Below are 13094 nucleotides of genomic sequence, written 5' to 3'. Positions count from 1 at the left end.
ATAAATTACGCAAGATGAGATCGATCCTGTTTTCTTTTTCGCTTGTATTGTCGGTTGTGTCCAGTGCGCACCCGGCCATTGGGATCGTGAAAAACAGCAAAGGGTTTATCTACTATTCTGATCTCAGCAATGTTTACAGGCTGGAACCATCCACACACCAAACAACGATCGCGGTACGCAATGTGCATTCGCACGAATTGTTCATCGATGAAAAGAACAACCTCTACGGTGAACATTTCTGGTTTGCAGACGAGGCAACCAACCGTTTTGATCATTATCTCTGGCGGCTGAATGCAAATGGAAAACTCGATACCATCAGCGGAACCTCCAATGCATACGCTGGTTTTGATTTCTCAGTGGTGAGGGACCTGGATGGTAACCAGTACCGCGTGCAGGCACTGACAACGGATCACATTCTCAAAAGAAAAAAAGACGGAACCGTTGAAACCCTTGCCACAGGCGCGTTCAAGGGCATCTCGTGGCTGCAGCCCTTGCACGATGGCGCACTGTATTTTGCAAACGGGAATGCGATCTACAAGATCAATGCGAAAGATGTTGTGGTAAAAGTGGCCGGCCCTGTTTCGTCGGATGAAAAAGATCCCGGCATCTACCGTATTTTTCAAAAGAACGATGTGGGGCCTTTGTATGTAGCCGTTGCAGGCGACAGGGCGATCAAAAGAATAAACAGCAATGGATCTCTCGATGTGGTCTTCAAAGAAAAAGATGCGGACCAGGTCATCACAGGCGGGGTATTCGACAACGATGGAAAATTATGGGTGCTTGAATGGAACCGGAAGAACGAAGTGCGCGTGATCAATGTGGATGGGGAGATCAGGACCGCATCGGCACAGAATATCGTTTCCGATTACCGGTACTGGCTCGTTGGCGTCGTCTTTATCGGTATTGCGATCTTTTTGATCCGCGTGCGCATGATACGGAGGCGCAGGCAGGATTAGGGATCAAAGCTTTTTGTCCCGCGCGCCAAACAACAAACTGCCGATCCTTACCATCGTGCTCCCCTCCTCTATCGCAATTTTATAATCGCCGCTCATGCCCATGCTCAGGATCTGACAGTCGGAAGAAGAACGGAAGGCATCGAATGTTTTTTTCAACGCACTGAATTCACCGCGGATCTTTGAAAGATCATTACTGAAGGAAGCCATGCCCATCAAACCGCGGAGCCTTGTGTTTTTGAATTGATCGAGATGCGAAAAAACTTCTCTCAGCTCTTCTTCATCCATTCCAAACTTCGTTTCTTCCTGCGCAATATGAACCTGCAGGAGGCAATCGATGGTGCGGTTGTTTTTGATGGCTTGTTTGTTGATCTCGGTCAGTAATTTCAAACTGTCGACCCCGTGGATCAGGTGCACAAATGGTGCGATGTATTTTACCTTATTGCTTTGCAGGTGGCCAATAAAATGCCAGCGGATGTCGCCGGGGAGCATGGCCTGTTTGTCAACGAGCTCCTGAACGTAGTTCTCGCCAAAGTCTCTTTGCCCGAGTTGGTAGAGTTCTTCGATGTCTTCGTTGGGTTTTGTTTTGCTTACGGCAACCAGCGTTACCGTACCCAATTCAGCAATGATCTCATTGTATTTTTCTACGTTAACTGGCATGCCGGCGTTTGTGTGAAGGTAAAAAAATAGAACAAGGTATAAGTATGCGGATCAAAGTGATAAACCTTTTTTCCTGCATGCCTGTACCTTATCGCAGCCCGCGGGCCTTATTTCAGGATGCTTCTCGAGATCACGATGCGCTGTACCTCTGAAGTTCCTTCATAGATCTGGGTGATTTTCGCGTCGCGCATCAGCCGTTCAACATGGTATTCTTTTACGAAGCCGTAACCTCCATGTATCTGCACTGCTTCAGTGGCCACCCACATGGCGGCCTCCGATGCGAATACTTTTGCCATGGAGGAGCTGAGTGTATAATCGAGGTTGTTGTCTTTTTCCCAGGCCGCTTTGAGGCAAAGCAAACGGGCCGCTTCAATTTTGGTGGCCATGTCGGCGAGTTTGAACTGGATGGCCTGGTGGTGCATGATCTCTTTACCAAAGGCCTTGCGCTGTTTGCTGTACGCGAGCGCCAGCTCATAAGCGCCGCTGGCAATACCCAATGCCTGCGATGCGATGCCGATGCGCCCGCCCGCCAGGGTTTTCATTGCGAATTTGAAACCAAAACCATCTTCGCCGATGCGGTTTTCTTTGGGAACCTTTACATCGTTGAACATGATGGAATGCGTATCGCTTCCGCGGATGCCGAGTTTGTTTTCTTTGGCGGCAACCACCACGCCCGGCCAGCTTTTTTCAACGATGAAGGCATTGATGCCACGGCTGCCCTTGCTCACATCCGTTTGGGCGATAACAAGGTAAACGGAAGCCGATGAACCATTGGTGATCCAGTTCTTGGTGCCGTTGATCACGTAATGATCGCCCATGTCTTCGGCCTTGGTCTGCTGGCTGGTGGCATCGCTGCCCGCCTCTGGTTCGCTTAACAGGAAGGCGCCGATGTATAGTTCGCCATCTTTGCGCCCCTGCGCGAGTGGTGTCAGGTATTTTTGTTTTTGTGCCTCGGTACCGAAGGCCTCGAGCCCCCAGCAAACAAGGCTGTTGTTCACGCTCATACAAACACTGACGCTGGCGTCGATCTTACTGATCTCTTCCATGGCCAGTACATAGCTCATCGAATCCATCCCGGCACCGCCGTAATCGGGCGAAACCATCATACCCATGAAACCGAGTTCGGCCAGTTTCATTACCTGTTCTTTGGGGAATTTCTGCTGTTCATCACGTTCGATCACCCCCGGCAGGCATTCGTTTTTGGCGAAATCACGGGCGGCTTGCTGGATCATAAGTTGTTCTTCGGTGAGTTGAAAGTCCATATAGCTGATTTGAAGTGCGAATTTAAGCTAACGGGCGTTAGGAAGAATTATTTAATTTGATTTTTTGAAAAATCCGTTCACGCGCAGCCATAACTTTCCCGGCCATCACCTGCCCTGTCGTTCCAGTTCGTGCACACGAGAAACCGTCTGAATAGCGGAAGCTTAATACATGAGTTGAGTGGCTGTATCGCTCCGTATAAATCGTACTTACAACCGGCCCGCGCCTAATATTTCGTCGTACTATCCGCCCTATACTTCAGCGTATCCGCCGGCGCGATGTGTACGGTGTCTGCATCTGGTTTCTTGGGTGTACCGTCCGGTGTGGCGCATGAAAACGCTGTTACCATCGCTACGATCATTGCGAGTGCTGTCTTTTTCATAACTGTGTGTTTAGAAGCGGTCAGCCTGGCTTGTAACAGGGTAATACATAAAATATGCCACCGGTCTGGGCATCACCGTATAAAGAACGCGGGATATCAGAGGAGTTTCATCCCAAAATGCCCTAAGGTTGTAAAGAGCGCACAACGAACCAACACCCCTAAGCAGCACCACATCACCATCTTCTTCAATGGCACGTTGAAGCCCACTCCTACGCCGATGCTTACGGGTGCTCCAACCGTCATGGTGCCGAGGAAGCCGAGGCCGATGATGCCGTATTTGTCCCAGATCTTGTACACCAATCCTGTTTTCGGTTTCGGTGGTTTGGGTTTACGGAACCGGGCGATCACCAGTTTGATATACTCGCCGAGAAACACTGCAACATAAACCCCCACCAGTCCGCCTACCAGGCTTGCTGCAAATATGATCCACGGCGAAAGCCCAAACGCAAAACCTGCGGGGATGGCGGCATAAATTTCAAAAGTAGCGAGGGCTGCAACGGTGAGGATCCTGAAGGTCATGGTGCAAAGATAGCGCTATGGCACCGCGTAAAAACAGGAAGTCAAAAACAAGCGAAAAATGCCGCCCATCCCTGACTTCCAATTCTTAATTAGTAATTAGTAATTATTTAGTGTGTTGTTGCTGTCTTCACATCATAATCAATCCCCTGTTTCTGCAGGATCGATTTTGCTTTGATGGCGTAAAAGGCGAGGTAGGCAAAACACAAAACGCCAACAACGTAGCTGTATTGAATGCCCAACAGGTCGTTTGATGCCAGTAAGCCCTGTGCAACGCTGATGAACCCGCCACCCATGATCATCATGATCAGCAGGCTCGAGCCCTGGTTGGTGTATTTACCGAGCCCGGCGATGGCAAGTGTGAAGATACATGGCCACAATGTGCTGCAGAACAGGCCCACACTGGTGAACGCAAATACGCTCGTCATTCCGCTGGTGAACATGCCGATGAGCAGTGCGGCAATTCCCATGGCCGAGAAGATCAGCAGCATACGGGCAGGGTTGCCTTTGCTCAGGATGTCGCCGATGATCATTACCACGATCACCAATCCATAAATATAAAATGAACTGATATCGTGCTGCGCGATGGCGTTCACGGCCAGGAACGTGGCGAATGCGAGATAAGGCATCAGGAAATTGAGGATCTTTTTCGCCCCGGCGCTTACATCAAAAGCACCTACGGCGCCTGTCCAGCGGCCCATCATCAAACTCGCCCAATACAACGAGATATAAGGCGCCACCTGGTTGGTGGGCATATTGAGGTGCTGGCTCATGTACTCCGGCAAATTACTTGCGGTGGCCACTTCCACGCCCACATACACAAAGATCCCGATCATACCCATCACGAGCTGCGGGTAGCTGAGCACCGACTTCCTGTGCAGCACTTTCGATTCGCTCGATGCTTCGGAAGCGGCTACGCCTTCGAGGTCAATTTTATTGGGGATGCTTGAGAATTTAAAAAACGCCGCCACTAACAGGAACGCCGCGCCCAATACAAGGTAGGGCGTCTTTACGTTTTCGATGCTCGCTTCCGTTGAGCCCGCGCTTACACTTCCAAATATCGCAAGGCTCACCAGCAATGGACCGATGGTGGTTCCGAAATTGTTTACGCCTCCTGCCATGTTCAGGCGCTGCGACCCGGTTTTAGGATCGCCGATCACGATCGCCAATGGGTTGGCAGCGATCTGCTGCAGGGAGAAACCCAATCCTACAATGAACAGGCCGGTGATCATCAGGGTGAATGAACCGTCGTTTGCAGCAGGGTAAAACAGGAGCGTTCCGATGGCGGAAATGATCAGCCCGATGGCAATACCGTTCTTGTAACCGATCCTGTTCAACAGGTCGCCACCCATCAGTTTAGAAACCACAAAATAAATGATCGAGCCTACCGTGTACGCCACGTAGAACGCAAACGAAACGTACTGGCTCTGTGCCTGGGTAAGGTTGAATGCTTTTTTGAAAACGGGGATGAGGATGTCGTTAGAGGCTGCGACAAACCCCCAGAAAAAGAACACGCTGATGAGTGTGCCGAATTGTGACCAGTTGGTTTTTTGATTCATACAATCGTTATTGGGTTAGAAGGTATGAATGTAAGGATTTTTTGGGTGTTGGTGGTTGGAATGAGTTGCCACTGATTTCACAGATTAGCACAGAAAAGCCTGGGATGGTTAGAAATAGCTGATCAGTGTTTCGAGGCTGACGGGTTTTTCCATGATGCGGAAAGGGACGCCTTCCAGTGTGGTTACCAGGAATATCGATTCATAGGCGCTGATGAGCGTGATACGGAGATCGGGGAAACGTTTCTGGATCTCGGGCGCCTGTTTCCAGCCAAAGCCGTCGGGCAGGTTGTTGTCGAGCAGCAGTACATCGAATTTTTTCTCCTCCAGCATCTTCCACCCTTCCGCCAGTGTATTTGCGGAAAATACCTGGTAGTCGCGCTGCCCCAGGTAATCTTTGATCAGCAGAAAAAAATCGATCTCGTCATCAACTACTAAAACGGTGCGCATATCGGGATGGGGATTTACTGTCCATACAAAGATAATTCCGTGGTGCTACTAAAAAAATCGAGCCAAGAAAACAATTGGGGCACTGAAAAGGCATAGGCTGCCGCTACCGATCATCGCAACGGGAACTATTATGTTGGAAATCCATCCCCTGCAGCTGCACAATTCCGCTTTTTTTTACTTTCAAAAAGCGTTCCGGCCGTGATGCGTTTAAGGCCGCTCGTGGAGGTGTGAGCAGATCCGGGTCCTCGTCAAAGCCCTGCATAGGCCTTTACAAACGAAACCCAATCCACTCCGAAAGGCACAACAATGTAATGGTTGCCGGGCGTGATGAGTATTTTGGTTGGATAACCCTGGATGCGATACGTTTCTTCGATCCTGTTATCCGACATGGCAACGGGGAACGAGAATTTCTTTTCCTTCATATAGTCCTTCACCAAAGTTTCCGTATCCCTGCATGCAATGGTGAGCAGGGAGATCTGGTCTGTATATGCGCTGATCACAGAGTCGTAAAACTTCTGCAGTTGCGGGTGCTCCTGCCTGCAGGGGCCGCACCAGGTTCCCCAGAAATCCATAAAGACCCATTTACCCTGCGCTTTGCTGGAGAACGGCTTTTTATCCATCTGTGTAAGCAATACAGATGGTGCATCTGTGCCACTTGCATGTACCGCATTGTACCAGTATTTTTTGAAGTCGCCGCCCGGGTTGCCCGCATTGTATACCTGCTGAAGCTTTGGTTTATACCCGGGTTCGGTGAGCGCCATCTCAAGGAGGGCGGAGAGAAGCGCAGACCTGTTTACTTTCGAATGTTCGATAAAGGCCACGTAGTCTTCTTTAAAAGACTCTTTGCCTTCGCGGAACAGGAAGAACTGGTCGTAGAAAAAAGCGGATCTGCGGTTCTGATCAGCAATATCCGGGCTGAATGCGAATGCCGTTTTCAGGTATTCTTCTTTTTCCTTCCCGCCTGCCGTTTCATTTGCCTTGATGAAATTGGCAGCGGCAAACATATACCTATACCACGCCCGTTTGTCGAGCTCGCTTCTTGTCGAATTTTCATTGGGAACAATTTGCCCGCTGCGCAAACGGGTGTACACGGCATCGAAAAGTTTTTGAGACAATGGTTGCGAGGCTTGTTGTTCTTTCATCAGGCCATACAGCATCAGCGCATAGCGGGCCGATTTATTGCGGTAAAAATCATCGGGGTTCATCAGTTCGTTGAGGAACACGGTGGCCGACTGCTCCATGCGCATTCGGTCCTTTCCTTCCTGAACCTGCACCAGCAGGTGCAAGGGCCTGAGTGTTTTGCGCAGGAATGCGTTTGTATCGAGCATTGCGCGGCGCAGTATTTCGAGCGAGATGTTCTTCTGGCTGGTGGCCGCCTTTACATAACCGGCATCGTGGTTGGATGTATCGATGTTAAAATTCTGGGCGAAAACATCGTGTACATACATGCCCAGGTTCGCAGCATAAAGTTTGCTGCGGGCCATTTCCTGTAAACACGACAGGGCAGAATCCGCATTTGGTTTTTTGTAAATGAAATCCTGGAAATCGTTGAAATAATTGTGTGGCGCCGTTTGGGTACGGCCCTGGTAGCTGATCAGCAGGAAAAGCAATACGTGGATGAATTGCCTGCAGCGGGGTTTTCTCATATAAATCAGATGCAGCATCTTACAATTTACATAAAAAACAGCCAATTATCCGGGTAGGAAACGTGCGCTAAATGTTTACAAGCGTTTTCAAACGGGCGCGGGCAACAAAAAGCGGGGCATAAAAAATGCCCCGCGAACATGAGAAAAACAATTGGGAGATAAAATCTTCTTATGGCTTGCGGAGATAGATCTTCCCGTAGGTTGATTTAAGAATATACGCTGGCCCTTTACCCGGCTCGGCGGTGAATGACGTGAAAAAGTCTTTTTCTGTTTTATCCGTCAGCTTAAGGTCAAGGTTTGTATAGATCTGTCCGTAACTCGTGGTTGCCTGCAGTTTACCGGTGTTGGCCTGTACCACCGTTGCATCAATTCCGCCGTAGGTCGCATTAACGGTAGCCGGTGCATTGAAGTTCACCAGTTCAACAATTCCATAAGTGGCTTTGATGTTGGTGCTGGTATTGGCAGGAACTTTTACTTCAACGGTGATTTCCATATCAACGCCGTCAGACGACATATAATGGGCTCCTGTAACGTTCCTGTTGAACTCCCGGAACTCTTCTTTGGAACGGAACGTTGTTTTTTTGCCGTCGTGTACAACGGTGTAGCGGTGCGGCAGGTTTTTCAGGTTCCTGATCTTGTTGCTGATGGTTACTACACCATCGGCTGTTTTGTCTTCGAGAACAAAAGCCGTATCGTTCTCACCATCGTTGATGCTTACCCGTGCGATCACAGAAACTTCGTTCTTATCCCAGGTGCTTACTTTAACCACCTGCGGGTAGTCAAAATTCAGTTCCACCTTATCACCCGATTTTACTGCGTAGCTGCGCGAAACCACTGTTTGTGCTGTAGCTGCAACCGCAACAAGGCTGCAGAGGCACATCAATATTGTTTTCATAAAATGAGATTGGTATGGGTGATGAATTAATTTTTACGCAGGTAGATCTTCCCGTAGTCTGAACGCAGCGTGAATTCTGCTCCACCGCCGTTGATCTTTCCCCTTACGTTGTTGTTGTTGTAACTCACCATATCGCTGCTCGCATTTTTTTCCAGGTCGATCTTCAGGTCGGCCGCTGCAAATATTTCCCCGTGCGAGGTGTTCATTTTCAGGTTTGCTTTGGTAGCAACGGGAATCGATACATCAACATAACCATAGATCGATACGATAGAGATCGGCCCTTTGATGTTGTCAGCGAATTTCGCGTCGATGCCACCGTACACCGCTTTGGCCGTGAGCGGCCCTGAAATGTTCTCCAGGTCAACTTTGTTGTGCTGAACCGAGATCTCCAGTTCGCCTTCCACGTTTTTAAAATAAGCCTTGCCCGCATTCATCACTTTGTTGTACGTATATGAGATCGATACGCCTTTCGGAACCTTGATGGTGATCTCTCCTCCTTTTGCCGTTACCGGGCTCACCTCGTAGGTTGTGCCTTTGTCGCTTACGTTGATGCCAAGACCCGTATTGTCTTCAAGCCCCGAGCCATTGATCGGCCGTAAGCCTTTTGCGCGTTCGTCGTTTTCCCAGTCTGATTTCGAGGAGGAGAATACGATCTCATTGCCGGCGTATCCTTCTACCCTTACAGACGGCAGACTGATAACGAGCTTTCCTGTGCTTTTTGCGAGTTTGAATTCCTGTGCCTGCGCCGAGGTGATCATCAGCAGGCCTGCGAGTGCTATTAAGTACTTTTTCATTTTTGTTTGGTATTTGATGTTTGTCAATTGGGTTAAGTAAGCGCAACATGATCTCTTGCCGTCATGCATGACCGGTTCGCCATCCTGCTGCAGTATTCTGTTTTGTTAAGAGCGCAGGGTGAAGATGCTTGTGTAGGCCTGGTCTTTTACGGCCTGCATTGTGTTTCCATCGTTCACCATTTTATCGAGTTGTTTCAATATTGATCTTTCTTTCATTTTGGTAAGCAGTTCTATCAGGCCGATCTGAACCATCGGGTCCGTTTGTTTACCAAGCGATGCCACCAGTTTTTTCTTCACATATCCTTCGCGGTAAAACCTGCTGAGTGCATCGAGTGCGGCGAGGCGTACGTTGGTGCTCGGATCGTTGTTCATGGTTTTAACCAATGCATCCACGATGTCTGTATCGCCGTCTTTCAAATGGTATAGTTGTGAGGCCGCCGTTAAACGCTGGCTCGGCGACTCCATATTGTTCAGTTTGGCAAAGAGCATGTTCTTGCGGATGCTGTTCTCTTCGTCTATCGCCTGGCTGTTGTCTTTTTTAGCCGCCATCCGTACAGGCGCCGGTTTCTCTGCAGGAACGGTTGCCGTTGTTTCCGGCGCACTTATTTTTGCCGGAGCGATGGCTTGCGGATTATTGGTTGTTGCCAGTTCCGTTTGAACCGCCGGTGTTTCTTTTTGGGTTATCCAGAAAATGGCCCCGCCAATCAAAACCACGCAGGCCGCTGCCGCCCATCTTGCCATCTTCAAAGGGATCACGATGGCTTTCTCCTTTTTTGTTGCTGAAATCTGCGTTTGTTGCTGTTGTAATTTCTGCTGTAACCGCTCCAGCACAGCGGGATCGGGCACCCTTGTATCGAATGCTTCCCGGTTGCTGCTGATGAAATCTTCCAGTTCACTTTTCATGATATACCTCCTTCTTTAAGGGTTCTCAGTATTTTTAATTTTGCGCGGTGGTATTGGATGCGTACCGTATTGTTTGCAATACCCAACATCTGCGCTATTTCTACCTGCGGGATGTTTTCAATGGCGTACAACTGGAAAATGGTGCGGTACGGCTCCGGTAAAGCGGCGATCGCTTTTTGTACCTCTTCCATTTTGAAGGTGAAGGCGCGTTCGTCTATCGCCTCTTCGTCTTCGATCTTCATATTGCCCGTATCCATCTCCACGATCTTCATTTTGTTCCGCCTGATCCAGTTGATCGATTTGTTGATCGCGATGCGCTTGATCCATGCCCTGAAACCACCCGTATTCTGGAACCCGTCTATGGCCTGGTAAGCGGCAAGGAAGCTGTCCTGCAGAATGTCTTCCGCCTCCGCCGTATGCTGCACCAGCCTGAAGATGGTATTATACACCTCTTTGGCGTGCAGGTTATACAGCCCGGTATAGCCGGAGGAATCCCCCCTTTTACACCTTTCGATCAATTCCTCATGTATCGTTATGGTCGTGTCCAGTTCCAAAAGCAGCTCTCTGTGTTGTATTTGTTATCTAATCGCGGAAAATGAGTGAATGTTACAGGAACGTCTAAAATAATTTAAAATTTCCTGACGGAGGCTTTACGGGCCGTTGGAGCGGTAATGGCGGCCCATGGCCGGATCGATGGCGGGCAGGCAACCAAACCCGCCTAGAACCTGAAATAGAACTTCACCGTTGCCATCCTGGGCCGTATGCGGCTGCTGCTTTCGGTGATGCTGTTGGCAGACAGGGCTGCAAATCCATAATTCCCGATATTGGCAAGATTGGTTACCGAGAATTCCAGGTCGGTTTTTAATTTGTCAAGTTTATAAGTGACCGCGGCATCTACGAAGGTATAGTCGTTGTTCTGCTCGCCCGGCAAGCGGTAATGGTAATTGTCGCCGCTTACCCTTATATAAAATACGGGGCTGACCGTAAAATTAACCACCGCTTCATGCTGCCATTTTTCCACTCTGGGCGTTGGTAAAACTGTCTGCCACAGGGGCTTTGCTGCCGTCTGATTGTTGCGATTCCAGCACGGAACCAACCTCCTGCCCCTGGTAATTCATCCCAACCCGGCAGCGTTGCTGAAACTTTGTACCTGCCTTTCCAAAGCTTGCAAAGTTGTCTGTATAAAAAGTAGGAACAGCAGCATATTGTACAATGCCGGCAAAAGGAACATTGAAAAATAGCGGGTATCACCCTATTTTCTTTCCTGTGATGGTTTGCAATGTACACATGATCCACCATTGTATTGAAATTGATCCTGTTGTTCAGAAACTGTTATGTCAGTGCAGGTATTCAATTCAATTGTTCTTTTTCAATCGTGTTGTTCATTGCCCGCGGTTTTGTTTTGGTACGTTCCGACGCCATGCCTGCCGGGGAAATTGACATGAACTTAGGAGCCGCCGACTGGTCGGCCGACATACCCATCGCTGCCTTGGGATCCCTGTCGAACGCCTTTTTTGTTTTGTTGAATTTTTCTACACTCACAAGCACCATTTTTTTTGCGGGCACAATGGGCGGCGCTTTCTTTTCAGGCATGGATATTTTTGTGCAGGTAAATGAAATTTCATTCCTGTCGTCGTTCGCTGCAAGGATGATCCCCGGCAACCCTTGTAACTTCCAGGGGCCCGCGTTGATCGGAATAGCGGGAGCAAACCATGCTGTATAACGCCGACCCTTGAAAGTGGTGGTTGCCATCTGGCATTCCTGCTCCAGTATTTGTTTTTTTTGCGGTAAGATGGACCAGTCCAATTTTGGCAGGGGTTCTTCTTTTCCATACAATGCATTCGAAAAATAGCTGCCTGTTACCTGTTTCTGTTTTTCAAAATCGGTATAGACCTGGTCGCAGGTTATTCCTGCCTTCGCATCCTGTATCTCGTAGGCGTCGTTGTAGATCCTGTCAACCGCGATGCCCGTATAACCGAGGTAACGCAGCGTCCGGTAGTAATCGTCGTACAACGATCGCCTGGACCCTGCAAGGAGCATACAAGGTGTAATACGGGGATTGGCCGGTTGCGTGGTATCAACTACATGAACCATTTTAAATTCGAGCATGATCTTGATGTTGTCCTGACAGAACACCGGTTGTATGGCAGACAATAAGATCAGGACGCACAGGATTTTCTTGCACATGGTGATTGGATTTTAATGATATGTGAATGGTTTGAACGGAAGATGTTTTTACCGTCGAAAATTTGGCGAGCCGCGTCCTTATACAAAACAAAGTGAGGTTGTGCCTGTTTTGAACACCCACTTTTCTCGCCACACTATTGAAAAGATTGTCGACCGTTTTTTTGGAAATAAACATCATTTCTGTGAAAACGATCTCAGGTAATTCTTTTTGGGTAAGGCAATGGAGGATGATGTCGAATCCATTGTCAAATTCCAACCAGCAGACGTCGGGATAGAATGCAAGTAAGTTTTTCTTTACGGCCGCAAAGAAACCTTTGTCAGGGCCAACAAGCGCCACTCTTTTTACCATACAATCCAGTTTAAAAAACCAGTTAATCACAAATCAAAACACAAAAAGAATCACAGCTACTGAAGGATCCGGTACAAGGGGGATGTTGTAAATATATTACTATGATTTAATATAAAAAAAGGGTGTTTACCCCTTTTTTGCAGCAGTACTTTTTGAACAACGGATGCTTTTACACCATGGTTATATGCGTTCAAACCTTTTGTTTCAATGCTTCGCAACAAGCAACGATGCGGGTTGTTGTCCGTGGATTTATAACCAATGCGTAACGCTGCACATCAACGGATTACCATTCACCTGGATGGTGCGCCCGAAACCGAAAGAAATATTTTTTGAAACAGAACGAAACCATACGCAATTAAATAAAAGTCATTATCTTTCTGCCGGCTACTGGGTCTGAATGTAATCCAATATCTATGGTGCAAAACCCCGGTGCATCGTTGTTATCAAATTGTAAACGGCATCGTTTTACAATTTGTTAATACAGTGCATCTTTCGTTCCCCTATAGTTTTGCGCAACTGAATTACACCTGGCTACGGAGCTTG

Annotated in this window: 15 protein-coding genes; 1 reads left to right on the top strand and 14 read right to left on the bottom strand. The window is 48.5% G+C overall.

All coding sequences use genetic code 11. From position 1 onward, the window contains the following. The first annotated feature begins 14 nt into the window (after positions 1-14). Positions 15-956: an NHL repeat-containing protein gene (locus tag GWC95_RS09405; protein WP_161818448.1), complete on the top strand. Its 942-nt coding sequence runs from the start codon at positions 15-17 to the stop codon at positions 954-956. A 3-nt stretch (positions 957-959) separates the two neighbouring features. Here GWC95_RS09405 and GWC95_RS09400 read toward each other — a convergent pair whose 3' ends face one another. From GWC95_RS09400 to GWC95_RS09335, 14 genes are all read right to left on the bottom strand, one after another. Next, on the bottom strand, positions 960-1613 hold the full coding sequence (locus tag GWC95_RS09400; protein WP_161818447.1) for a YggS family pyridoxal phosphate-dependent enzyme: 654 nt from the start codon (positions 1611-1613) through the stop codon (positions 960-962). A gap of 107 nt (positions 1614-1720) precedes the next feature. Then, on the bottom strand, positions 1721-2875 hold the full coding sequence (locus GWC95_RS09395) for an acyl-CoA dehydrogenase (RefSeq protein WP_161818446.1): 1155 nt from the start codon (positions 2873-2875) through the stop codon (positions 1721-1723). Between the two features lie 224 nt (positions 2876-3099). After that, entirely contained in the window at positions 3100-3255 is a 156-nt protein-coding gene (locus tag GWC95_RS09390; protein WP_161818445.1) for a hypothetical protein, read from the bottom strand. Positions 3256-3351: 96 nt separating this feature from the next. Continuing rightward, a complete protein-coding gene (locus GWC95_RS09385; protein WP_161818444.1) occupies positions 3352-3774 on the bottom strand; it encodes a hypothetical protein in 423 nt (140 codons plus the stop codon). A gap of 107 nt (positions 3775-3881) precedes the next feature. After that, positions 3882-5330 (bottom strand): MFS transporter, encoded by a 1449-nt coding sequence (locus tag GWC95_RS09380; RefSeq protein ID WP_161818443.1) that lies wholly within the window; start codon positions 5328-5330, stop codon positions 3882-3884. Between the two features lie 108 nt (positions 5331-5438). Then, on the bottom strand, positions 5439-5777 hold the full coding sequence (locus GWC95_RS09375) for a response regulator (protein ID WP_161818442.1): 339 nt from the start codon (positions 5775-5777) through the stop codon (positions 5439-5441). 248 nt (positions 5778-6025) lie between these two features. Next, complete coding sequence (locus GWC95_RS09370; RefSeq protein WP_161818441.1) at positions 6026-7423, bottom strand: TlpA family protein disulfide reductase; 1398 nt, start codon at positions 7421-7423, stop codon at positions 6026-6028. Between the two features lie 169 nt (positions 7424-7592). Continuing rightward, the gene (locus GWC95_RS09365; RefSeq protein WP_161818440.1) at positions 7593-8318 is read right to left on the bottom strand and encodes a hypothetical protein; all 726 of its coding nucleotides are present in this window, start codon (positions 8316-8318) and stop codon (positions 7593-7595) included. 26 nt (positions 8319-8344) lie between these two features. Continuing rightward, positions 8345-9112, bottom strand: coding sequence for a DUF4097 family beta strand repeat-containing protein (locus GWC95_RS09360; RefSeq protein WP_161818439.1), 768 nt, complete (start codon positions 9110-9112; stop codon positions 8345-8347). Between the two features lie 105 nt (positions 9113-9217). Next, positions 9218-10015, bottom strand: a complete 798-nt coding sequence (locus GWC95_RS09355; protein ID WP_161818438.1) for a HEAT repeat domain-containing protein — start codon at positions 10013-10015, stop codon at positions 9218-9220. Further along, positions 10012-10533, bottom strand: a complete 522-nt coding sequence (locus GWC95_RS09350) for an RNA polymerase sigma factor (RefSeq protein WP_237722132.1) — start codon at positions 10531-10533, stop codon at positions 10012-10014. Before GWC95_RS09350 ends, GWC95_RS09355 begins: the two co-directional genes overlap by 4 nt. Before the next feature lie 200 nt (positions 10534-10733). Next, positions 10734-11036, bottom strand: a complete 303-nt coding sequence (locus tag GWC95_RS09345; protein ID WP_161818436.1) for a hypothetical protein — start codon at positions 11034-11036, stop codon at positions 10734-10736. Between the two features lie 329 nt (positions 11037-11365). Further along, positions 11366-12202 carry a GLPGLI family protein gene (locus tag GWC95_RS09340; RefSeq protein ID WP_161818435.1) on the bottom strand — a complete coding sequence of 279 codons (837 nt, stop codon included), beginning with the start codon at positions 12200-12202 and terminating at the stop codon, positions 11366-11368. Next, the gene (locus GWC95_RS09335) at positions 12111-12551 is read right to left on the bottom strand and encodes a helix-turn-helix domain-containing protein (RefSeq protein ID WP_161818434.1); all 441 of its coding nucleotides are present in this window, start codon (positions 12549-12551) and stop codon (positions 12111-12113) included. Before GWC95_RS09335 ends, GWC95_RS09340 begins: the two co-directional genes overlap by 92 nt. Positions 12552-13094 lie beyond the last annotated feature (543 nt).

Origin of the sequence: Sediminibacterium roseum, from assembly GCF_009939005.1 — a bacterium.
In the GTDB taxonomy this organism is placed as follows: domain Bacteria; phylum Bacteroidota; class Bacteroidia; order Chitinophagales; family Chitinophagaceae; genus Sediminibacterium; species Sediminibacterium roseum.
Note: the sequence above shows the minus strand (reverse complement) of the source record. Positions and strands in the feature narration are given on the sequence as shown.